Raw genomic sequence first — 21724 nt, 5'->3', positions numbered from 1 at the left:
CCGAAGCAATTCCAGGAAAAGTGTGAAGCGGTTTTCCGTCCGGGATTGCGTCAAACAAAAAGTCCTGATGTTGCGCGGAAGCCAAGCCGTTTAACTTTCTCGACCGTGGCCCTTGCGGCGGCAGGCCCTGGCGGGCACAGGGAATATCGTTCGATCCTGTTCGTTGACCGGCTAAAATGAAGCTGCCTGTATGAAGCTCCTTGCCATCGACTGCGCCGCCAGTCTCTGTGCCGCCTGCGTCTATGACGCGGCTGCTGGCAATGAGCTTGGCCGGCAGGTGCTGGATCTCGGCAAGGGCCATGCCGAGCATCTTATGGCTGTCATCGAGGCTACCCTTGAAGCCAGTGGGATAGGCTATCGCGACCTGAGCGCCATTGCCGTATCGATCGGCCCGGGTTCCTTCACCGGCTTGCGTGTCGGCGTCTCGACGGCGCGTGGGCTGGCGCTGGCGCTCAAAATCCCCGCCATCGGCGTGACGACGCTGGAGGCGCTGGCGGCTGAGGCGGCTGGGGTTTTCCCCGGCCGCGCCGTGCTTGCCGCGCTCGATGCCGGCCGCGCGGAAATCCATGCCGCGCTCTACGATAAAGCGTTAGTTTTGACTTACGGACCTGCTGTGGCTAATCTTGCCGAGGCGAGTGCCATGGCTGAGCGCGCCGACGCGATCCTTGCCGGCACGGCCGCGCCGCTGATCGCGGCGGCAGGACATGTCCTCGACATCGGGCCGGTAACCTCTACCGCCGACATTGCGACCTACGCCAGACTGGCCGCCGCCAAAGGACCGGGCGAGAGGCCGAAGCCGCTCTATCTGCGTGGCGCCGACGCCAAGCCGCAGGCTGGCTTCATTTTGCCAAGGCAGGACCCAAGGGGAAAACAGCCCTGATGCGCATACCGTTCTTTCAACCGCGCCGCAGGGATTATGCGCTCGAACCGCTGACGGTTGGCGACAGCGCCGCCGTCTCGGTGCTGCACCGCGAGGATTTCGTGCGGCCCTGGACCGATGGCGAGTTCGCGTCATTGCTCGGGCAGGACACCGTGTTCGGCTATGCCGCGCGTGAGACCGGGCAGGAGCGAAGCCTCCGGTCGGCTTCGTGCTGGCGCGGCTCGCGGCCGGCGAGGGCGAAATCCTGACTGTCGCGGTTGCCCGCGCGCATCGCCGTCAGGGCCTCGGCTGGCAGCTGATGGACGCCGTGCTGCGCGAATTGCATGCGCAGCGCGCCGAAGCGCTGTTCCTCGAGGTCGACGAGACCAATGCGCCGGCGATCGCGCTTTATCGCAGGCTGGGTTTCCGCCAGGTCGGCCAGCGCCCCAATTACTATCGCTCGACCGAGCACGGTCCGACCGGCGCGCTTGTCATGCGCCGCGATCTTCGCTAGCCACACGGCGCATGACCCCGGCAATCGTCCCCGATTGCCGGGGTCATGCGCCAGAATTCGAGCGTTACAGCGTCCTTTGCGCGCCCGAGAGGGCGCGCGGCGCTGTAATGGGCAGGGCCGGAGCGAATGATCAAGAGATTGCGGATTTTCCTGGCGCTCGGCTGCGTTGTCGTTTGCACGTTGGTGCTGGTGCCCCTGCAGATCCTGTCGATAAAGACCGGGCTGTGGCCCGAGACGGTCATCCTGAAAATCTGGCACCGCATGATCCTGAGGGCGCTCGGCATTCGCGTTCACATCAAAGGCGCGCTGGCGAACGAACGCCCGTTGCTGGTCGCGGCCAACCACATTTCCTGGACCGACATCATGGTGCTCGGCTCTTTCGCCGACGTGAAGTTCATCGCCAGGGCCGACATGGAAGGCTGGCCGCTGATCGGCATGCTGTCCAAGCTGCAGCGTACTGTCTTCATCGAGCGCGAGCGCAAGCGCACCTCCGGCGACCAGGCGAGCGAAATCGGCGGGCGCATGGCCAAGGGCGATACCATGGTGCTGTTTCCCGAGGGCTCCACCGGCGACGGCAATCTGGTGCTGCCGTTCAAGAGCACCTTGTTTGGCGCGGCCTCGATGGCAATTTCGGAAGGCGCGACGGACAAGGTCTTCATCCAGCCGGTGGCGATCGCCTATACGCGCCTGCACGGCGTGCCGATGGGCCGCCGTCACCGGCCGATTTCCGCGTGGATCGGCGATCAGGATCTGATGCCGCATCTGAAAGTGCTGCTTGCCGAAGGCGCGCTCGACGCCGAGGTGCATTTCGGCGATCCAGTGGCCTTCTCCAAGGGCTCGAACCGCAAGGAAACCGCGCGGTTGATGGAAGCCAAGGTACGCGAGATGATGCAGGCGGCCCTCGCGAACCCGGCTCCAGGCCGGTAAACGCTGCATGGCGCCCAAACTGTGTAGGGATGACGACCGAGATCCCTGCAGTCGGCGTGCCTTGGCTAGAATCGTCTGTTTTTTGTCACGGAAAGGCGTTAGAAGCCGCCCGATGGAGTTAAACACGATCGAAAGCCACGACATCGGCATTGCAGCCGAGCATTCGGCCAGCACTGTCCCGACGGCGAAAAAGGTCTTCGTCAAGACCTATGGCTGCCAGATGAATGTCTACGATTCCCAACGCATGACCGATGCGCTGGCCGCCGACGGCTATGTCGCCACCGACGCGATCGACGATGCCGATCTGGTGCTGCTCAACACCTGCCATATCCGCGAAAAGGCCGCCGAAAAGGTCTATTCCGAGCTCGGCCGCATCCGCGACATGAAGGCTGAGCGCGCCAGCGCCGGCCGCGAGCTTTTGATCGGCGTCGCCGGTTGCGTGGCGCAGGCCGAGGGTGCCGAGATCATCCGCCGTTCGCCGGCCGTCGATCTCGTCATCGGCCCGCAGACCTATCACCGGCTGCCCGACGTGCTGGCAAGGGTGCGCGGCGGCGAGAAGATCGTCGAGACCGAATACGCCATCGAGGACAAGTTCGAGCATCTGCCGCAGCCCAAGCGCGCCGAACTGGCCAAACGTGGCGTCACTGCCTTCCTTACGGTGCAGGAAGGCTGCGACAAGTTCTGCACCTTCTGCGTCGTGCCTTATACGCGCGGCTCGGAAGTGTCGCGGCCGGTGGCGCAGATCGTCGCCGAGGCCGAGCGCCTGGCCGAGGCCGGCGTGCGCGAGGTGACGCTGCTCGGCCAGAACGTCAACGCCTGGCATGGCGTTGGCGAAAACGGCGAGGAATGGGGCCTTGGCCGCCTGCTGTTTCGCCTGGCGGAAATTCCTGGACTGGCGCGCCTGCGTTACACCACCAGCCATCCGCGCGACATGGATGATGAGTTGATCGCCGCGCACCGCGACTTGGCCGCTCTGATGCCCTATCTGCACCTGCCGGTGCAGTCCGGCTCCGACCGCATCTTGAAGGCGATGAACCGCCGGCACACGGCGCGCGATTATCTGGCGCTCATCGACCGCATCCGCAATGCCCGCGCCGATATCGCCATGTCCGGCGACTTCATCGTCGGCTTCCCGGGCGAGACGAATGACGATTTCGAGGCGACGATGGAACTGGTACGGGAGGTCAACTATGCCTCGGCCTTCTCGTTCAAATATTCGCCGCGACCCGGCACGCCGGGCGCCGAAATGAGCGACCAAGTGTCCGAGGCGGTCAAGGATGAACGGCTGCAGCGGCTGCAAGCCCTGCTTTTGAAGCAGCAGCAGGATTTCGGCCTGAGCCTGGTCGGCAAGACCATCGGCACGCTGATCGAGAAGCCGGGCCGCCAGGCTGGCCAGAAAGTCGGCCGCTCTCCGTGGCTGCAACCGGTTATTGTTGACGACAAGGCCGGTGGAATCGGTGACATTATCGACGTACGAATCACAAGGACGGGCTACAACAGCCTGTTCGCCGAGTTGGCCTGATGGCTTCGGCAGATGAGGAGAGACGGTTGAGCGCTGCTGAACTGAAGAATCCGCCCCAGACCCAAGCGTCCGGGGCTTCCGACATGGCGCACATCGTACTGACCTTCGACAACAACAAGCTTGCCAGCGCCCTTTACGGTCAGTTCGACGAGAACCTCGCCCGGCTCGAGCAGAAGCTCGGCGTCGACATCCGTTCGCGCGGCAACCAGCTTACGATCAAAGGCTCGGCAACCGCGGCCGAACAGGCGCGTCGCGCCCTCGATACGCTCTACGGCATCCTGCAGAAGGGCGTCGACGTCGGCCAGTCGGATGTCGACGGCGCCGTGCGCATGGCGATCGCCGCCGACGACCAGCTGACGCTGCCAACCATGGAGCGCAAGGGCAAGGTTTCGGCCGCCCAGATCGCCACGCGCAAGAAGACCATCTATGCCCGCTCGCTCAACCAGGATGCCTATATGCGGGCGCTGGAGCGGTCGGAACTCGTGTTCGGCATCGGTCCGGCCGGCACCGGCAAGACCTATCTGGCGGTGGCGCATGCGGCGATGCTGCTCGAACGCGGCATGGTCGAACGCATCATTCTGTCGCGTCCGGCTGTCGAGGCCGGCGAGCGGTTGGGCTTCCTGCCCGGCGACATGAAGGAGAAGGTCGATCCGTATCTGCGTCCGCTCTACGACGCACTTTACGACATGATGCCGGCCGACAAGGTCGAGCGAGCGATTGCCGCCGAGGTGATCGAGATCGCACCGCTCGCCTTCATGCGCGGCCGCACGCTGGCGCATGCCGCGGTCATCCTCGATGAGGCGCAGAACACCACGCCGATGCAGATGAAGATGTTTCTCACCCGTCTCGGCGAGAACTCGCGCATGATCGTTACCGGCGATCCGACCCAGATCGATCTTCCTCCGAGCACCAAGTCGGGCCTTGTCGAAGCCTTGCGTGTCCTCGATGGCGTGGCAGGCGCGGTAACCGTGCGCTTCAACGATGTCGACGTCGTTCGCCATCCGCTGGTGGCGGAAATCGTCAGGGCCTATGATCGCGACGGCAAGCTGGCCAGGGGCCTGGGCGCGGAAAGCTGACAAGGCCGCATGGCTGAAGCCGCCAAACCAGCTGGCAAAACGCCGGTCGATATCGATATTTTCGTCGAGGCCGGCGATTGGCCCGCGCAAGCCGAGCTGAAGCGGCTGGTCGGTCTGGCCGTCACGGCGGCCTTTGCCGAAACCGGCGCGAGCGGCGTCTCGGAACTCAGCATCGTTTTTTCCGACGATGCCCATATCCAGGCGCTGAACGCGCAATGGCGCGGCAAGGACAAGCCCACCAACGTCTTGTCTTTCCCGGCTTTTCCGTTCGCCAAAGGTCGCCCGCTACCGCCGATGCTGGGCGATATCGTGCTGGCGGCGGAGACGATCGCGCGCGAGGCCGCACTGGAAGACAAGCCCCTGGCGAACCATATCACCCATCTTGTGATCCATGGCCTGCTGCATCTTCTGGGCCATGATCACGAGACCGGCGCCGAGGCTGAGGAGATGGAAGCGATCGAGCGCAGGGCGCTTGCAAGGCTTGCCATTCCCGATCCCTACGCGTAACAAAAAAGCTCAATTGACCCGATGGCGATGAACGACAAACCAGAAACTGCCGCCCGTCCGGACGCCGGCAGTGCTGCCAAGCCTTCCGAAAAGTCGGAAGAGGGCTCCAGTCCGAGTATTCCGACCGGCAGCGCGGCCGCCGAGCCGCAGCATGCCGGTCCTTCGCTCTTTGATCGCGTTGTCGGCCTGTTCAGGCACCGCAACGGCACCAGTCTGCGCGAGGAGATAGCCGATGCGCTTGCCGAGACGGCGAGCGATGCCGAGTCGTTCTCGCCCGGCGAGCGCGCCATGCTCAACAACATCCTGCGCCTGCGCGAAGTGCGCGTCGAGGACGTGATGGTGCCGCGCGCCGATATCGAAGCGGTCGAGATCAACACCACGCTTGGCGATCTGCTCGGCCTGTTCGAGCAATCCGGCCATTCGCGCATGCCGGTCTATTCCGAGACGCTCGACGATCCGCGCGGCATGGTCCACATCCGCGACGTGCTGGCCCACATCACCAAGCTCGCCCGCGTCAAGAAGGGCCGCGCCAGAGCGAAAGCCCCGGTGACGGCCGCGCTCGACCTTGCCCAGGTCGACCTGGCGCGCACCATCGGCGATCTCAGCCTGATCCGCCCGGTGCTGTTCGTGCCGCCGTCGATGCTTGCCTCCGACCTGATGGGGCGCATGCAGACCAACCGCACCCAGATGGCGCTGGTCATCGACGAATATGGCGGCACCGACGGCCTCGCTTCGCTCGAGGACATCGTCGAGATGGTCGTCGGCGACATCGAGGACGAGCACGACGATGACGAGCCGATGATCACCCAGACCGGCGACGGCGTGTTCGTCGTCGACGGCAAGGCCGAGATCGACGAGGTCGCCAAGATGATCGGCGAGGATTTCGCCGCCGGCGAGCATGGCGAATATGTCGACACCATCGGCGGCATGATCTTCAACACGCTGGGACGCGTCCCGGCGCGCGGCGAAGTGGTCCAAGCCATCCCCGGCTTCGAATTCCATGTGCTTGACGCCGACCCGCGCCGCGTCAAGCGCGTGCGCATCGTCCAGAGCCAGAAGGGCGAGCGCCAGCGCCGTCGCGCCGCACGCACCGAGCAGGCCTGAAGCGGGCGGCGCCGACCGTAGGCGCAGCCCCATCTCTCAAGTCGGCGTCATTTGGAGCAGGCGGCGCAGCCTGTTAAACCTTCGCAACTGATTCGCGCGACTCGGACGTCTGCATGGAGCGCCTTGCCGGCCGGATAATTCTGCTCTGGGGTTGGCGGCGGGCGCTGGTGGCGTTTCTCGCCGGCGCGCTCGCCGTTCTGGCTCAGGCGCCCTACGACTTCTTCGCCGTCTGCTTCATCTCGTTTCCGGTCCTCGTGTGGCTGCTCGACGGCGCCACCGGCGAAGCCTCCGATGGATGGCTGAAACGCCTGAAGCCGGCCTTCGCCACCGGCTGGTGGTTCGGCTTCGGATATTTTCTCGCGGGTCTCTGGTGGATCGGCCAGGCGCTGCTGGTCGAGGCCGACAGCTTTGCCTGGGCCTTGCCCTTCGCCGTCGTCGGCATCCCCTTCGCGCTCGCCTTCTTCTACGGCTTCGCCACCGTCGTGGCGCGGCTGTTCTGGAGCAGCGATATTGGTCGTATCGCAGCGTTGGCCTTCGGCTTCGGCCTGGCCGAATGGCTGCGCGATTTCCTGTTCACCGGCTTCCCCTGGAATGCCGTCGGCTATGCCGCAATGCCGGTGCCGCTGCTGATGCAGAGCGTATCGGTGACCGGAATGATCGGCATGAACGCGCTCGCGGTCTTTGTCTTTTCGCTGCCTGCGCTGCTCGCCGCGCGACGCCATCTCAGGCTGGGCTTCGCCCTGTTCGTCATCCTCATCGCCGGCCATGTCGGCTTCGGCTATGTCAGGCTTGCCACGCCGGTCAAACCGACCCGATCGATCGACGTTCGCATCGTGCAGCCGGCCGTCGATCTCAGCGAGAAGTGGGACGCTTCGGTGCGCGACCGTATCTTCGCGACCTTGCTCGGAATATCCGCAAAGGCGCCGGAAGAGGGTCACGCCAAGCCGCAGTTGATCCTGTGGCCGGAAACGTCGGTGCCGTTTCTGTTCACCGAGCGGCCGGACGCGCTGACGGCGCTCGGCGACATGCTCACCGACGGCCAGCTGCTGGTCGCCGGTGTCGTGCGCGAGGAAGGCGGCGCTGTCGCCAACGCTGACAGCCGCTATTACAATTCCGTGGTGGCGATCAATGACAAGGGCGAGATCGTCGACGCCGTCGACAAGGTGCATCTGGTGCCGTTCGGCGAATACCTGCCTTTCGCCGAACTGTTCCAGCGCTTCGGCATCGGCCAGCTGGTTGCCGGACCGATGAATTTCGCCGCCGGCAACGAGCGCCATCCGATCGCCCTGCCGAATGGCCTGCGCGCCGCGCCGTTCATTTGCTACGAGGTGATCTTTCCCGACCTTGTGGCAGTTGACGCAGCGTCATCCGATCTTATTGTGAACGTCACCAACGATGCCTGGTTTGGCGACACGCCGGGCCCTTATCAGCACTTCAGGCAGGCGCAGATCCGTGCGGTGGAAAATGGGAAGCCTTTGTTGCGCGCGGCTAACAATGGCATTTCCGCCGTGGTCGATTCGCGCGGGCGCATTGTCGATGCGCTGGCCGTCAACGCGCGCGGCGCCATCGATGCGCATGTGCCAATTTCGGGCCAAGCTCGGTTCTCCGCCGATCAGCGGCGAATTAACGGATTGCTGATCATGTTGCTGTTTGCCCTGACGGCCTTCACATTGAATGTAAGGCAACGGCTACGGGCGAATTGACAGTCGACACATTAGAAACTCATACTGTAACGCCTAAAATTTTCTCGAAGTCGGTTGGGGTTTCTGTTGGGGCAGGTGGCTCCGGTTTCGTATGGGCGGGAAAAATAGAAAAAGCCGGAAAAATTCGGCGAGGAAAAAATGACAGAAGAAAACAAGAAGAAGCCGAATCCGATCGACATCCATGTCGGGAGCCGTATTCGTCTGCGTCGCAATATGCTTGGCATGAGCCAGGAAAAGTTGGGTGAAAATCTCGGCATCACGTTTCAACAGATCCAGAAGTACGAAAAGGGGACAAACAGGGTTGGCGCAAGCCGTTTGCAGGCGATCGCCTCCATCCTGAGTGTTCCCGTCGCGTTCTTCTTCGAGGATGCCCCGGGTGAGGAGGCCGGCGGCGTCAACCGGGGATTTGCCGAGGACTCCTCCATGTCCTTCGCCATCGAATTCTGCGGCAGCCCGGAAGGACTTCAGCTCAACCGGGCTTTCGTCAAGATAGCCGATGTCAAGGTGCGGCGCAGGATCATCGATCTGGTGAAGTCGCTCGCCGCCGACGACGCCGATTGATTTCGGCCCATCTCCTCGACTGACGTCACCGGTGGCGCCCCGCCGCCGGTGGCATAAGCCGGCAATGCCGACATTCATGCCAGATCCGTCGCGCCGCTTGACGAGCAGCGCCCGGCACCGCTAACACGTGGCGCGCCAAAATCGGCAGCCTGCCGATCTTTTCAAGAGGGGACACCCGTGACGCGGCAGAACTATCTCTTCACCTCGGAATCCGTTGCCGAGGGCCATCCCGACAAAGTCTGTGACCGTATCTCCGACGAGATCGTCGATCTGGTCTATCGCGAAGCCAAGAAGACCGGCATGGATCCATGGAAGGTCCGCGTCGCCTGCGAGACCTTGGCGACCACCAACCGCGTCGTCATCGCCGGCGAGGTCCGCGTTCCCGAAACGCTTTTGAAGAAGGACAAGGCAGGCAAGGTCCTCACGGACGGCGCCGGCCACCCTGTCGTCAATCCGGCCAAGTTCAAGTCGGTTGCCCGCAAGGCGATCCGTGAGATCGGCTACGAGCAGTCAGGCTTCCATTGGAAGACGGCCAAGATCGAAGTGCTGCTGCACGGCCAGTCGCCCGACATCGGCCAGGGCGTCGACAATGCCGCCGACCGCCAGGGCGAGGAGGGTGCCGGCGACCAGGGCATCATGTTCGGCTATGCCTGCCGCGAAACGCCGGATCTGATGCCGGCGCCGATCTATTACAGCCATAAGATCCTCGAATTGCTGGCCGCCGCGCGCCATGAAGGCAGTGGCGAGGCCGGCAAGCTCGGACCGGATGCCAAGAGCCAGGTCACTGTCCGCTACATCGACGGCAAGGCCGCCGAAGCGACGCAGATCGTGCTGTCGACCCAGCATATGGATTCAAGCTGGGATTCCAAGAAGGTCCGCCAGGTCGTCGAGCCGTATATCCGCGAGGCGCTGGGCGATTTGCGGATCGCGGACGATTGCATGTGGTACATCAACCCGACCGGCAAGTTCGTCATCGGCGGTCCGGACGGCGACGCCGGCCTTACCGGCCGCAAGATCATCGTCGACACCTACGGTGGCGCGGCCCCCACGGCGGCGGCGCGTTCTCCGGCAAGGACACCACCAAGGTCGACCGTTCGGCCGCTTATGCGGCGCGCTATCTTGCCAAGAACGTCGTGGCGGCCAAGCTCGCCGACCGTTGCACCATCCAGCTCTCCTACGCCATCGGCGTTGCCCAGCCATTGTCGGTCTATGTCGACCTGCACGGCACCGGCAAGGTCGACGAATCGAAGCTGGAAGAGGCGTTGCGCAAGGTGATGGATTTGTCGCCGTCGGGCATCCGCCGTCATCTCGACCTCAACAAGCCGATCTACGCGAAAACCTCGTCCTACGGTCATTTCGGCCGCAAGGCAGGCCGTGACGGGTCTTTCTCCTGGGAGAAGACCGATCTGGCCAAGGCGCTCAAGGACGCTGTCGCCGCCTGACGCCGGAGGACCACAAAGACCGCCCGAGCCGCGCGACCGAAGGATTCTTCGGCCGCCGGCACGGCAAGACCATCCGGCCACAGCAGGCGGTTGCCCTCGAAAGCGGGCTGCGCGCCCATGGGATCGATCTGGCGGTCCCGCCACCGGCGGACCTTGCGGAACTGTTCAAGGCCGATGTTTCAGCGCTTCAGCTGGAAATCGGCTTCGGTGGTGGCGAGCATCTTCTGCATCGCGCGACCGAAGCGCCGGCGACCGGCTTCATCGGCGTCGAGCCTTTCGTCAACGGCATGGCCAAGATGATGACGGCGCTCGGCAAGACGCCGCTCGCCAATCTCAGGGTCTATGACGACGACGCCACGCGCCTGCTCGACTGGCTGCCGCAGGCCTCGCTCGACGGCATCGACCTGCTCTACCCCGATCCCTGGCCGAAGAAGAAACACTGGAAGCGGCGCTTCGTCGGCCCGGCCAATCTCGGCCGCTTCGCCCGTGTCTTGAAACCGGGCGGCAGGTTTCGTTTTGCTTCCGATATAGACAGCTACGTGAACTGGACGCTGCTCGCCTGCCGCGACCACGGTGCCTTTGAATGGCAAGCGCGGGATGCTGCGGACTGGCACCGTCCCTATGAGGGCTGGCCCGGTACGCGTTACGAGACGAAGGCCATCCGCGAAGGCCGGCGTCCCGCCTATCTGACTTTCATTCGGAAATAGGTCAAACCGAGGCACCAGGTGCAGGTGATCAGCCGCTTGTACGCTGCCGATGCCCTCGAAAGTCGTTTCGCATTGGGTTCGGCTTGCTGACTATCTCGATGAATCGACGCGATGTATTGCATTTAGCGCTACAAATCTGTATGTAGGTGGCAAGGAGACAATATGGCCACCACGGGTGAACGTAAGGAATATCCGATCTCGATGCGCCTGCCGGAAGCGGACGTGGCGATGATTGACCGTGCCGCCACTCTCCGTGGCCGGTCCCGCACGGACTTTGTGCGCGATGCCGCCGTGCGCGCGGCCGAGGACGTGTTGATGGATAGCCGGTTGATCCGCATGAGCCAAGAAGGGTTCGCGGAGTTCATGGAGGCTTTGTCGGCCCCCGCCGCTCCGGTTCCCGACATGGTGGAATTGGCAAAGCGTCGAGCGCCCTGGGAAACCGCGCACAAAACGAAACGCTAGGCCGTGGCCTTATCGGCCCCTGAACCGCTTACCGCCGTCCACGACGTTTCCGGATTTTCCTGCGGGAAGCCTGCGCTTGATCACTGGTTGAAAACGCGCGCGCTCTCCAATCAGGAAAAAGGTTTTACGGCCGTACTCGTCGTCCATGAATCCAACCGGGTGGTTGGATACTACGGTTTGGCGCCGACGGCTGTTGTGCCGTCGATCTTGCCTCGGTCGATCCGCACAGGCCAACCGCCCGACCCGGTCCCCTGCCTCCTCCTCGGTCAGCTTGCCACCGACACTGGATGGGCTGGGCTCGGCATCGGTGTTGGTTTGGTGAAACATGCCCTTCAGCGCTGCGTTCAGGCTGCGGAACTGATCGGAGGGCGCGCTCTGATGGTCAATGCAATCGACGACGAAGCCGCCCAATTCTGGCAGCGGAGAGGATTTCTGCCCACGAAGGACGACCCGCTCCTCTTGTTCCGCTCGATTGCAGCAATTGCTGCGTCGCTTGTGGAAGCCCAGCAGTAAAGCGATGGACTGTCGTTCAGAAAACGCGACGGGCGGGAAATCTCGCATGCGTCACGGTCGTAGCTAGCGACTCGTCGCGGCTGGCTCCGTCCGCGATTGCCTCAGAACCGGCCAATCCTGTCGAAAGCGGCGGGGTCGATGCCAAGCTTCTTGAGGTCGCTGGGGCGGGGCTTGCGGCCAGCCTCGACGGCGCGTGATGCTGAAGCGGCGCTGCTGAATGTGCTGAAGAAGTCACCGATGACGAAAAACAATCCACGATCCATGATAAAAACAACACGCGCGCCACCGCGCGCGTCCTTCTCTTTTGCTGTGCGAAATAAGTGGGTGCAGCGGCCCCTTGTCCGCAAGGCCGCCCGCCGCATGGCGGCCATGCTCGGCGCGCAACCCTGCCCGAACTTGGCGCCGGCCCTGAACTTCGCCCGGCCCTGAACTTCGCCCGAGCTTGCCTGCAGGCTTGAAACACGGTTCGGTATCGTCTATATCAGCCTCAAATTCTTGGTCGGTATGACGAAGAGTGGGTCCACCCGGTCCCGCTCTTTTTATTACCTGCCCGCCGGAAGCGACAAAGCGACAGGGATCTGATGACTGCAGCGGCAAGCGAAGCCGACGACCGTATCATCCGCGAAAGCGGCATCGATGCGCGCATTGCGCTGATCGTTCAGCCGGTGCTGAAGGCTATTGGTTTCCGCCTCGTGCGCGTGCATTTGACCGGCCAGAACGGGTTGACGCTGCAGATCATGGCCGAGCGTGAAGACGGCACCATGACCGTCGAGGATTGCGAAGAGGTCAGCCGCGCGGTGTCGCCGGCGCTCGATGTCGATGATCCGATCGAAAAGGCATACCATCTGGAAGTCTCCTCGCCTGGCATCGACCGGCCGCTGGTGCGCAAATCCGATTTCACCACTTGGACCGGCCATCTGGTCAAGCTGGAAACGTCGGTTCTCGTCAGCGACCGCAAGCGCTTCAAGGGCAAGATCGCCGAGGCCGATGCCGACGGCATCCTTTTGGAGCGCGACAAGGCGGCCTATGGCGAAGAGCCGACGGTGCGCGTGCCTTATGACGCGATTGCCGAGGCCAGGCTGGTGCTGACCGACGATCTCATCCGCGATGCCCTGTCGAAGGACAACCGGGCGCGCAAGGAAGCCAAGAAACGCCGAGGCGAAGCGGAAGACGCCGCCGAGGAAAACGAAACCGAACAGGAAAGTTGATAGCGCCGCGGGGCCGCGTGTCCAGGGCGAAGTCGGGAGAAAGACAATGGTTGTAAGCGCCAACAGGCTTGAACTGCTGCAGATCGCCGATGCGGTCGCGCGTGAAAAGTCGATCGACAAGTCGATCGTCATCGCCGCCATGGCCGATGCGATCCAGAAGGCGGCGCGTTCGCGTTACGGCCAGGAGACCAACATCCGCGCCGACATCAACCCGACTACCGGCGAGATGAAGCTGCAGCGGCTGATGGAAGTGGTCGAGAAGGTCGAGGATTACGCGACGCAGATCGCGCTTTCCACCGCCCGCGAGCGCAACCCCGACGCCCAGGTCGGCGACTTCATCGCCGAGCAGCTGCCGCCGATGGATTTCGGCCGCATCGCCGCCCAGTCGGCCAAGCAGGTCATCGTGCAGAAGGTGCGCGAGGCCGAGCGTGACCGGCAGTATGACGAATACAAGGACCGCATCGGCGAGATCGTCAACGGCACCGTCAAGCGCGTCGAATACGGCAATGTCATCGTCGATCTCGGCCGCGGCGAGGCGATCATCCGCCGCGACGAGCTGATCCCGCGCGAGAACTACAAGTATGGCGACCGCGTCCGCGCCTATGTCTACGACGTGCGCCGCGAGCAGCGCGGCCCGCAGATCTTCCTGTCGCGCACCCATCCGCAGTTCATGGCCAAGCTCTTCACCATGGAAGTGCCGGAGATCTACGACGGCATCATCGAGATCAAGTCGGTCGCCCGCGACCCGGGTTCGCGCGCCAAGATCGCCGTCATTTCGCGCGATTCCTCGATCGACCCGGTCGGCGCCTGCGTCGGCATGCGCGGCAGCCGCGTCCAGGCGGTGGTCGGCGAGCTGCAGGGCGAGAAGATCGACATCATTCCGTGGTCGCCGTCGGCTGCCTCCTTCATCGTCAATGCGTTGCAGCCGGCCGAAGTCGCCAAGGTGGTGCTCGACGAGGATGCCGAGCGTATCGAAGTGGTGGTGCCGGACGACCAGCTGTCGCTGGCCATCGGCCGCCGCGGCCAGAACGTGCGCCTCGCCTCGCAGCTCACCGGCTGGGACATCGACATCCTGACCGAAGCCGAGGAATCCGAGCGCCGCCAGAAGGAATTCGTCGAGCGCTCGGCGCTCTTCATGGAAGCCCTGGACGTCGACGAGATGGTCGGCCAGGTGCTCGCCTCCGAAGGCTTCACCAGCGTCGAGGAAGTCGCTTACGTCGACTCCGGCGAAATCTCCTCGATCGATGGCTTCGACGAGGACACCGCTTCGGAGATCCAGACCCGCGCCCGCGAATATCTGGAAAAGATCGAGGCCGAGCACGACGAGAAGCGCAAGGCGCTCGGCGTCCAGGACGAGCTGCGCGACATCCCCGGTGTCACCACCGCCATGATGGTGACGCTTGGCGAGGATGGCGTGAAGACCGTCGAGGACTTCGCCGGCTATGCCGCCGATGACCTGGTCGGCTGGAAGGAACGCAAGGACGGCGAGACCAAGGTCTATCCCGGCGTGCTCGCCTCTCACGGCGTCTCGCGCGCCGACGCCGAACAGATGGTGCTTGCCGCCCGCAAGAAGGCCGGCTGGATCACCGAAGACGAGCTTGCGGCCGAGGAAACATCGGCTGACGAAGCCGTTGGTGCGTGAGGTGAAACCGCATCGTACACAACCCGCCCCAGGACGAGATGAACGATCGCACCTGCATCGTCACCCGCAAGCAGGCCGAACCGGATGATCTGATCCGGTTCGTCGTCGGCCCGGATTCGGCCGTCGTTCCCGATCTCAAGAGAAATCTGCCCGGCCGCGGTTGCTGGGTCACCGCCGACCGCCTACATATCGACAAGGCAGCGGCGAAGAACCTGTTTGCCCGCGCCTTCAAGGCGCAGGTAGCCGTTCCTCCCGATCTTGGCGCCATGGTCGACGGACTGCTTTCCAGGTCCGCTCTGGGCATGCTTGGCCTGGCTCGCAAGGCCGGCGCCATTGCCCTCGGCGCCACCAAGGTCGAGAGCGCGGTGCGCAGTGGACTGGCGCTTTTCGTGCTTCACGCGACCGAAGCGTCCGAAGATGGCGTGCGCAAGATCAGCCAGGCTCGGCGGGCAACCGTCCATCTCGGTGGCCCCGCAGTCCTTGCCTACAAACTTTTCTCCGAGGCCGAGTTGAGCTTGGCATTGGGGGGTACAAATGTGATACATGCTGCCGTTCTCGCGGGAGACGCGGGCAAGGCGGTTGAGAAGCGCATGGTTGCGCTCGACCGATATCGGGGCGGAACCCCGGACGATCTGGCAATGCTTGCGGCCGTTGCTGACGAAGATGATGCCGCAGAGGATATGGAATGAGCGATACGAAATCGGGCGACGATAAGACGTTGAGCGTTACGCCGAAGAAGACCTTGACGCTGAAGCGCCCCGGTACCGAGCAGGGTACCGTGCGCCAGAATTTCTCGCATGGCCGCACCAAGCAGGTCCAGGTCGAGATCAAGAAGCGCAAGTTCTCGATGCCTGGCGACAAGCCGGAGCCGGTGGCGGCGCCTGTCTTCACGCCGAAGCCCGCCCCTGTTGCCGCCGCGCCCGCGCCGGTCGTGCGCGAAGCGCCGAAGGCGCCGCCACCCCAGCCGGAGCGCTCGGGCATGGTGCTCAACGAATTGTCTCGCGGCGAGATGGAAGCGCGCCGCAAGGCGCTCGAGGGCTCCAAGGCGCGTGAGGTCGAGGACCGTCAGCGCGCCCAGGAAGATGCCAAGCGCCGCACCGAGGAAGAAGAGCGCCGCAAGCGCGAGCGCGAGGAATCCGCGCGCCGTCAGGCCGAGGAAGAAGCCCGTTTGCAAACCGAGGCGGAGTCCCGCCGCCGCGCCGAGGAAGAGGCTCGCCGCCGCGCCCCGCAAGCCGCCGAGCTGGTCACGGTCGAGGACGAGGAAGAGACCAAGCCGCGGCGTCCTGGTGGCGCCGGCGCCGGTACGCCGGTGCGCCGTCTGGCCACGCCGGAAGTCGCACGGCCGGCCAAGCCCACCAAGGGCGAGGAAGATCGTCGTCGCGGCAAGCTGACACTGAATTCGGCGCTGTCGGATGAAGATGCGCGCGCCCGCTCGCTGTCGTCGATGCGTCGTCGCCAGGAAAAATTCAAGCGCGCGATGCACAATGAGCCGCGCGAGAAAGTCATGCGCGAAGTGATCCTGCCTGAAACCATCACCATCCAGGAACTGGCGCAGCGCATGTCCGAGCGCGCCGTCGACGTGGTCAAGTTCTTCATGAAGCAGGGCCAGATCCTGAAGCCGGGCGACGTCATCGACGCCGATACGGCCGAGCTGGTCGCCACCGAGTTCGGTCACACGGTCCGCCGCGTTGCCGAGTCCGACATCGAGGAAGGCCTGTTCAACATCGCCGATCATGCGGAAGACCTGGTGTCGCGTCCGCCCGTGGTCACCATCATGGGCCATGTCGATCACGGCAAGACCTCGCTACTCGACGCCATCCGCAATGCCAATGTCGTCTCCGGCGAGGCCGGCGGCATCACCCAGCATATCGGCGCCTACCAGATCGAGAAGAACGGCCACAAGATCACCTTCATCGACACGCCCGGCCACGCCGCCTTCACGGCGATGCGCGCCCGTGGCGCGCAGGTCACCGACATCGCAGTGCTGGTGGTGGCTGCCGATGACAGCGTGATGCCGCAGACGATCGAATCGATCAGCCACGCCAAGGCGGCCGGCGTTCCGATCATCGTGGCCATCAACAAGATCGACAAGCACGACGCCGACCCGCAGAAGGTGCGGACCGAGCTGCTGCGCCACGAAGTGTTCGTGGAATCGATGGGCGGCGAGGTGCTGGACGTCGAGGTTTCGGCGACCAAGGGCACAAATCTCGACAAGCTCCTGGAAGCGATCCTGCTGCAGGCCGAAATCCTCGATCTCAAGGCCAATCCCGACCGCACCGCCGAAGGCGCGGTCATCGAGGCGCAGTTGGACAAGGGCCGCGGTCCCGTCGCCACCGTGCTGGTGCAGACCGGCACGCTGATGCCGGGCGATATCATCGTTGCCGGCAATGAGTGGGGCCGTGTTCGCGCGCTTGTCGACGATCGTGGCGGGCATGTGCAGGAAGCCCCGCCGGCCATGCCGGTCGAAGTGCTTGGTCTCCAGGGCACGCCACAGGCGGGCGATCGCTTCGCCGTCGTCAACAACGAAGCGCGCGCCCGTGAGATCACCGAATATCGCCAGCGCCTGGCGCGAGACATGGCGGTGGCCAAGCATGCCGGCCAGCGCGGCTCGCTCGAGCAGATGATGTCGCAACTGCAGACGAGCGGATTGAAGGAATTCCCGCTGGTCATCAAGGGTGACGTGCAGGGTTCGATCGAGGCGATCAACGCCGCGCTTGAAAAACTCGGCAACGACGAGGTGCGCGCGCGTATCGTTCACGCCGGCGCCGGCGGCATCACCGAAAGCGACGTCTCGCTCGCCGAGACGTCCGGAGCGGCTATCATCGGCTTCAACGTCCGCGCCAACGCGCAGGCACGTGCGGCCGCGGTCGCCGCCGGTATCGAGATCCGCTATTATTCGATCATCTACAATCTCGTCGATGACGTGAAGGCGGCACTTTCCGGCATGCTTTCGCCGGAGCGGCGCGAGACCTTCATCGGCAATGCCGAGATTCTGGAGATCTTCGACATCTCGAAGATCGGCAAGATCGCCGGTTGCCGTGTCACCGAAGGCAAGGTCGAACGTGGTGCTGGCGTGCGCCTGATCCGCGACAACGTCGTCATCCACGAAGGCACGCTGAAGACGCTGAAGCGCTTCAAGGACGAGGTTTCGGAAGTCCCGGGCGGCCAGGAATGCGGCATGGCCTTCCAGAACTACGAGGATATGCGTGTCGGCGACGTCATCGAGTGCTTCCGCATCGAGATGGTGACCAGGACGCTGTAAGGCGCTTTTTGCCCATATGGAAGGCGATCATTCAAGCTCGGAAGGTGCACTTCTATGGGAGTACATCTTCTGGAATGATCGCCGACACCGCAAGGATGTGGGCCGGTTAATATACAAGCTGCGACACGGGCGCCTGAGGCTCTGGACTGCCATAGCGGTTCTCCGGGTCGTTGGTGTGGTGGTCCTGTTTGGGATTATTTGTGTCTCTTTGGTCGCGTCACGGGCGATAGTGGCTCCTCTTGAAAAGATATTGACCAGCGATGCGATGATTGCTGCTCACGTTGGTGGGTTCATTTTTGTGTATTCGTCTACCGTGTTTATGATCAGAAATCTGACGATCAAAAAAAGAATGAAGATGATGATGGTGTCATCAAGATATACGATGACTATACGGTGGCGTTTTCCGATGAAGACTCTGTTGCTTTCCGAAAGATCGAGAATTTGATAACCACTGAGAAGTACATACTTTTAAAGATCGAGGACGGAAAGAGATTTGTATACCTCCCAAGGGAAGTCGTAAGCTCAGGGGATTTTGAAAGCATAAAAAGCTGGGCAGCGGGAATCTCGCCAGCCTAGCGTTTGAAAGCGCTGTTCGGCGACGGCATCCGGAGACAAAGACAAGAATGGCTGCACAATCCACCAAAGGCCCCTCCCAACGCATGCTGCGCGTTGGCGAACAGGTGCGCCATGCGCTCTCCGAAACCTTGCAGCGCGGCGAGATCATCGATCCGGTGGTCGAGAACAGCGTCGTCTCGGTCTCCGAAGTCCGCATGTCGCCGGACCTCAAGATCGCCACCGCCTTTGTCTCGCTGCTCGGCACCGGTGACGCCGATGCCGTGATCGAGGCGCTCAACAAACATGCGAAATTCGTTCGTGGCCGCGTCTCGGGCGCGCTTCGGCAGATGAAGTACATGCCGGAGTTCCGCTTCCGGCTGGATACGTCCTTCGACAATTTTGCCAGGATCAATGAACTGCTGAAGTCGCCCGAAGTCGCGCGCGATCTCGGTCCGGACGACCAGAACAAAGACGACAAGGACCAGGAATAGTGGGGCGCCGCGGCAAGAAGAAGGGCCGGCCGGTTTCCGGCTGGGTGGTGCTGGACAAGCCGGTCGGCATGGGCTCGACCGAGGCGGTCTCCAAGATCAAATGGCTGTTCCAGGCCGAGAAAGCCGGCCATGCCGGCACGCTCGATCCGCTGGCATCCGGCATGCTGCCGATCGCCTTGGGCGAGGCGACCAAGACCGTGCCTTATGTGCAGGACGGCGCCAAGGTCTATCGTTTCACCGTCGCCTGGGGCGAGCAGCGCTCGACCGACGATCTCGAAGGTCCGGTGACCAACAGCTCCGATCGTCGTCCGGCCGAGGCCGAGGTGAGGGCGCTCTTACCGAAATACACCGGCGTCATCATGCAGACGCCGCCGCAATTCTCGGCCATCAAGATTGCCGGCGAGCGCGCCTATGATCTTGCCCGCGACGGCGAGACCGTCGAGATACCCGCCCGCGAAATCGAGATAGGCCGCTTGGATATCATCGAACACGGCGCCGACAAAACCGTCTTCGAGATCGAATGCGGCAAGGGCACTTACGTGCGCTCGCTGGCGCGCGACATGGGCCGCGATCTCGGTTGCTTCGGCCACATCGCCGAATTGCGCCGCGTCGAGGTCGAGCCGTTCACGCCGGAAGATTTCGTCACCGTCGCTGAGCTGGAGAGAGCCCGCTTTGGCGCCAAGACCGAAGAGAATTCGAGGAAGCCGAGGCGCCTGTCGATTTCAGCGCCATCGACGCGCTCCTGGTGGATACGGCGGTCGCGCTCGACTGCCTGCCGCAGGTCGCCGTCAGCGACGATGCCGCGACGAAAATCCGGCTCGGCAATCCCGTCATCATCCGCGGCCGCGATGCGCCGGTCGAAGCCGAGGAAGCCTGCGCCACCGCGCGCGGCAAGCTCGTCGCCATCGGCGCCATCGAGCAAGGCATGTTCAAGCCCAAGCGGGTCTTTGTCGGTTGATGGCGTTCGACCAAAGCAAATTCCAGGAAAAGTGCGTAGCGGTTTTCCGTCCGGAATTGCTAGAAACCTAGAGCACTTCGTTTCGGGTTCACGCCTGAGGTTCTGATGGCAAAGGCTGATACGGGCAGGAAACGCGGGCCGCTGCAAATGCGGCGGCCACCGGTCGGCGCGTCGCCGGGCACGCTCATTGCCGATCCGGCCGCGCGGCGCAGCGAGCTCAGGCTGACGCTGATTGCGCCGGAAAAATTCAAGACTATCGACAATGCCTCGATCGACGACCTCAACACCCATTGCGAGAAATGGCCGGTCGTCTGGCTGGATTGCACGGGGTTGGCCAACATCCCGCTGATCGAGGAGATCGGCCGCATCTTCAGCCTGCACCCGCTGGCGCTGGAAGATGTGGTCAACACCGGGCAGCGGCCGAAGGTGGATTTCTTCGAGGATCATGCGTTCGTCGTCATGCGCATGATCGATGAAGTCACGTCCCATCGTTACGAGCAGATATCGCTGTTCTTCGGCAGGAATTTCGTCGTCACCTTCCAGGAGCGCGAGGGCGATCCGTTCGATCCTGTAAGGAAGCGCATCGCGGGCGCAATGCCCAACCGGCTGCGCTCGCGCGGTTCCGATTATCTGGCCTATGCGCTGATCGATGCCATCGTCGACAGCTACTTCCCGCCGATCGAGGCGGCGAGCGAACAGGTCGACGGCATCGAGGATCAGATGCTCAACATGCCGCATAAGCACCAGATGCAGCAACTGCATGAGCTGAGGCGGGACGCCAATGTGCTGAAGGGCGTGCTATGGCCGATGCGCGATGCGCTGGCGACGCTTATCCGCAACGACGTGCCCTTCGTGAAGGCCGAGACCAAGATCTTCTTCAACGACACGCTCGACCATTCGCTGCGGCTGATCGAACTGGTAGAGAACCAGCGTGACATGCTGACCGGCCTGATCGAGATGCACGTGTCGCTGACCCAGGCGCGCACCAACGACGTCATCTCCTATCTAACGATCGTCTCGGTGATCTTCATGCCGTTGACCTTCCTAGTCGGTGTCTGGGGCATGAATTTCGACCCGGCAAGCTCGCCCTGGAACATGCCGGAGCTGAAAGCCTATTACGGCTATCCAGTGTCGCTTCTGCTCATGGTGGTGGTGGCTGCCGGGCTGATTGCATTCTTCAAATGGAAGAAGTGGTTGTAGGCCTGGAATTCTTCTGTTTTTGCAACCGGAACCTGCGACAAGCCGGCTTGACAATTAGGCTGGTGTTTTCTCGGGAATTGCACTATATGCGCGGCAGCTTCGCGCCCTGACGCGTTGCTTGCACTGGCCCCTGCTGGACGACATCCCGGCTGTGGGCGTCCCGTTTCCTCCAACAGACAAGGAAAAGCACGATGTCGGTTACTGCCGAACGCAAACAGGAATTGATGACTGAATTCGCAACCGCCAAGGGCGACACCGGTTCTCCGGAAGTCCAGGTTGCCATCCTTTCCGAGCGCATCAAGAACCTGACGGAGCACTTCAAGGATCACAAGAAGGATAACCATTCCCGCCGTGGTCTTCTTGCTCTCGTCTCCCAGCGCCGCAGCCTGCTTGATTATCTCAAGCGCAAGGATGACGCGCGCTACCAGACGCTGATCGACAAGCTCGGTCTGCGTCGCTGACGAATTGACCGGCGGGCTCTCCAAAGGGCCCGCCGGTCGCGCATTGGCGC

19 protein-coding genes and 3 pseudogenes are annotated in these 21724 nt (G+C 63.0%); 21 read left to right on the top strand and 1 reads right to left on the bottom strand.

Features of this window, described 5'->3' with window-relative positions:
* Window positions 1-190 precede the first annotated feature (190 nt).
* From tsaB to ACVDG8_RS15690, 13 genes and pseudogenes are all read left to right on the top strand, one after another.
* On the top strand, window positions 191-880 hold the full coding sequence (tsaB, locus tag ACVDG8_RS15750; RefSeq protein WP_447255476.1) for a tRNA (adenosine(37)-N6)-threonylcarbamoyltransferase complex dimerization subunit type 1 TsaB: 690 nt from the start codon (window positions 191-193) through the stop codon (window positions 878-880).
* Window positions 880-1373 (top strand): annotated as a pseudogene (gene rimI / locus ACVDG8_RS15745) (ribosomal protein S18-alanine N-acetyltransferase). Before tsaB ends, rimI begins: the two are co-directional and overlap by 1 nt.
* Before the next feature lie 126 nt (window positions 1374-1499).
* Window positions 1500-2300 (top strand): lysophospholipid acyltransferase family protein, encoded by an 801-nt coding sequence (locus ACVDG8_RS15740; protein ID WP_447255474.1) that lies wholly within the window; start codon window positions 1500-1502, stop codon window positions 2298-2300.
* A gap of 220 nt (window positions 2301-2520) precedes the next feature.
* On the top strand, window positions 2521-3822 hold the full coding sequence (miaB, locus tag ACVDG8_RS15735; protein ID WP_455707841.1) for a tRNA (N6-isopentenyl adenosine(37)-C2)-methylthiotransferase MiaB: 1302 nt from the start codon (window positions 2521-2523) through the stop codon (window positions 3820-3822).
* A gap of 83 nt (window positions 3823-3905) precedes the next feature.
* Complete coding sequence (locus ACVDG8_RS15730) at window positions 3906-4898, top strand: PhoH family protein (RefSeq protein WP_447257362.1); 993 nt, start codon at window positions 3906-3908, stop codon at window positions 4896-4898.
* A 9-nt stretch (window positions 4899-4907) separates the two neighbouring features.
* A complete protein-coding gene (gene ybeY / locus ACVDG8_RS15725) occupies window positions 4908-5405 on the top strand; it encodes an rRNA maturation RNase YbeY (RefSeq protein ID WP_447255472.1) in 498 nt (165 codons plus the stop codon).
* A gap of 27 nt (window positions 5406-5432) precedes the next feature.
* On the top strand, window positions 5433-6509 hold the full coding sequence (locus ACVDG8_RS15720; RefSeq protein WP_447255471.1) for a hemolysin family protein: 1077 nt from the start codon (window positions 5433-5435) through the stop codon (window positions 6507-6509).
* A gap of 113 nt (window positions 6510-6622) precedes the next feature.
* Window positions 6623-8212, top strand: coding sequence for an apolipoprotein N-acyltransferase (gene lnt / locus ACVDG8_RS15715; protein WP_447255470.1), 1590 nt, complete (start codon window positions 6623-6625; stop codon window positions 8210-8212).
* A gap of 138 nt (window positions 8213-8350) precedes the next feature.
* Window positions 8351-8773 (top strand): helix-turn-helix domain-containing protein, encoded by a 423-nt coding sequence (locus ACVDG8_RS15710; protein WP_447255469.1) that lies wholly within the window; start codon window positions 8351-8353, stop codon window positions 8771-8773.
* 177 nt (window positions 8774-8950) lie between these two features.
* Window positions 8951-10215 (top strand): annotated as a pseudogene (metK, locus tag ACVDG8_RS15705) (methionine adenosyltransferase).
* Window positions 10212-10922, top strand: a complete 711-nt coding sequence (gene trmB, locus ACVDG8_RS15700; RefSeq protein WP_447257361.1) for a tRNA (guanine(46)-N(7))-methyltransferase TrmB — start codon at window positions 10212-10214, stop codon at window positions 10920-10922. The pseudogene metK and the gene trmB overlap by 4 nt, the downstream one beginning before the upstream one ends.
* A gap of 162 nt (window positions 10923-11084) precedes the next feature.
* Window positions 11085-11384, top strand: coding sequence for a type II toxin-antitoxin system TacA family antitoxin (locus tag ACVDG8_RS15695; protein WP_447255467.1), 300 nt, complete (start codon window positions 11085-11087; stop codon window positions 11382-11384).
* A 3-nt stretch (window positions 11385-11387) separates the two neighbouring features.
* On the top strand, window positions 11388-11897 hold the full coding sequence (locus ACVDG8_RS15690; RefSeq protein ID WP_447255466.1) for a GNAT family N-acetyltransferase: 510 nt from the start codon (window positions 11388-11390) through the stop codon (window positions 11895-11897).
* 101 nt (window positions 11898-11998) lie between these two features.
* Here ACVDG8_RS15690 and ACVDG8_RS15685 read toward each other — a convergent pair whose 3' ends face one another.
* Entirely contained in the window at window positions 11999-12268 is a 270-nt protein-coding gene (locus tag ACVDG8_RS15685) for a hypothetical protein (protein WP_455707897.1), read from the bottom strand.
* 210 nt (window positions 12269-12478) lie between these two features.
* On the opposite strand from ACVDG8_RS15685, the gene rimP reads away from it, so the two are divergent.
* The 8 genes and pseudogenes from rimP to rpsO all read left to right on the top strand — a co-directional run bounded on the left by rimP (window position 12479) and on the right by rpsO (window position 21674).
* Complete coding sequence (gene rimP, locus ACVDG8_RS15680; RefSeq protein WP_447255465.1) at window positions 12479-13105, top strand: ribosome maturation factor RimP; 627 nt, start codon at window positions 12479-12481, stop codon at window positions 13103-13105.
* Between the two features lie 46 nt (window positions 13106-13151).
* On the top strand, window positions 13152-14747 hold the full coding sequence (nusA, locus tag ACVDG8_RS15675; RefSeq protein WP_447255464.1) for a transcription termination factor NusA: 1596 nt from the start codon (window positions 13152-13154) through the stop codon (window positions 14745-14747).
* A 38-nt stretch (window positions 14748-14785) separates the two neighbouring features.
* Complete coding sequence (locus tag ACVDG8_RS15670) at window positions 14786-15436, top strand: RNA-binding protein (protein ID WP_447255463.1); 651 nt, start codon at window positions 14786-14788, stop codon at window positions 15434-15436.
* Window positions 15433-18009 carry a translation initiation factor IF-2 gene (gene infB / locus ACVDG8_RS15665; protein ID WP_447255462.1) on the top strand — a complete coding sequence of 859 codons (2577 nt, stop codon included), beginning with the start codon at window positions 15433-15435 and terminating at the stop codon, window positions 18007-18009. Before ACVDG8_RS15670 ends, infB begins: the two co-directional genes overlap by 4 nt.
* Before the next feature lie 623 nt (window positions 18010-18632).
* The gene (gene rbfA, locus ACVDG8_RS15660; RefSeq protein ID WP_447255461.1) at window positions 18633-19055 is read left to right on the top strand and encodes a 30S ribosome-binding factor RbfA; all 423 of its coding nucleotides are present in this window, start codon (window positions 18633-18635) and stop codon (window positions 19053-19055) included.
* Window positions 19055-20013 (top strand): annotated as a pseudogene (truB, locus tag ACVDG8_RS15655) (tRNA pseudouridine(55) synthase TruB). The gene rbfA and the pseudogene truB overlap by 1 nt, the downstream one beginning before the upstream one ends.
* Window positions 20014-20118: 105 nt before the next feature.
* Window positions 20119-21213 carry a magnesium/cobalt transporter CorA gene (corA, locus tag ACVDG8_RS15650; RefSeq protein WP_447255459.1) on the top strand — a complete coding sequence of 365 codons (1095 nt, stop codon included), beginning with the start codon at window positions 20119-20121 and terminating at the stop codon, window positions 21211-21213.
* A 149-nt stretch (window positions 21214-21362) separates the two neighbouring features.
* Complete coding sequence (rpsO, locus tag ACVDG8_RS15645; RefSeq protein ID WP_447257360.1) at window positions 21363-21674, top strand: 30S ribosomal protein S15; 312 nt, start codon at window positions 21363-21365, stop codon at window positions 21672-21674.
* The last annotated feature ends 50 nt before the right edge of the window (window positions 21675-21724 follow it).

This window comes from Mesorhizobium sp. ORM8.1 (genome assembly GCF_053005525.2).
The sequence above is the reverse complement of the archived record's forward strand: the minus strand, read 5'-3'. Positions and strand labels throughout refer to the sequence as shown.

Coding starts and splice junctions, on each gene's coding strand:
- tsaB (WP_447255476.1), top strand. CDS start 191: ATGAAGCTCCTTGCCATCGACTGCGCCGCCAGTCTCTGTGCCGCCTGC.
- ACVDG8_RS15740 (WP_447255474.1), top strand. CDS start 1,500: ATGATCAAGAGATTGCGGATTTTCCTGGCGCTCGGCTGCGTTGTCGTT.
- miaB (WP_455707841.1), top strand. CDS start 2,521: ATGAATGTCTACGATTCCCAACGCATGACCGATGCGCTGGCCGCCGAC.
- ACVDG8_RS15730 (WP_447257362.1), top strand. CDS start 3,906: ATGGCGCACATCGTACTGACCTTCGACAACAACAAGCTTGCCAGCGCC.
- ybeY (WP_447255472.1), top strand. CDS start 4,908: ATGGCTGAAGCCGCCAAACCAGCTGGCAAAACGCCGGTCGATATCGAT.
- ACVDG8_RS15720 (WP_447255471.1), top strand. CDS start 5,433: ATGAACGACAAACCAGAAACTGCCGCCCGTCCGGACGCCGGCAGTGCT.
- lnt (WP_447255470.1), top strand. CDS start 6,623: ATGGAGCGCCTTGCCGGCCGGATAATTCTGCTCTGGGGTTGGCGGCGG.
- ACVDG8_RS15710 (WP_447255469.1), top strand. CDS start 8,351: ATGACAGAAGAAAACAAGAAGAAGCCGAATCCGATCGACATCCATGTC.
- ACVDG8_RS15695 (WP_447255467.1), top strand. CDS start 11,085: ATGGCCACCACGGGTGAACGTAAGGAATATCCGATCTCGATGCGCCTG.
- ACVDG8_RS15685 (WP_455707897.1), bottom strand. CDS start 12,268: ATGGCCGCCATGCGGCGGGCGGCCTTGCGGACAAGGGGCCGCTGCACC.
- rimP (WP_447255465.1), top strand. CDS start 12,479: ATGACTGCAGCGGCAAGCGAAGCCGACGACCGTATCATCCGCGAAAGC.
- nusA (WP_447255464.1), top strand. CDS start 13,152: ATGGTTGTAAGCGCCAACAGGCTTGAACTGCTGCAGATCGCCGATGCG.
- ACVDG8_RS15670 (WP_447255463.1), top strand. CDS start 14,786: ATGAACGATCGCACCTGCATCGTCACCCGCAAGCAGGCCGAACCGGAT.
- infB (WP_447255462.1), top strand. CDS start 15,433: ATGAGCGATACGAAATCGGGCGACGATAAGACGTTGAGCGTTACGCCG.
- rbfA (WP_447255461.1), top strand. CDS start 18,633: ATGGCTGCACAATCCACCAAAGGCCCCTCCCAACGCATGCTGCGCGTT.
- corA (WP_447255459.1), top strand. CDS start 20,119: ATGGCAAAGGCTGATACGGGCAGGAAACGCGGGCCGCTGCAAATGCGG.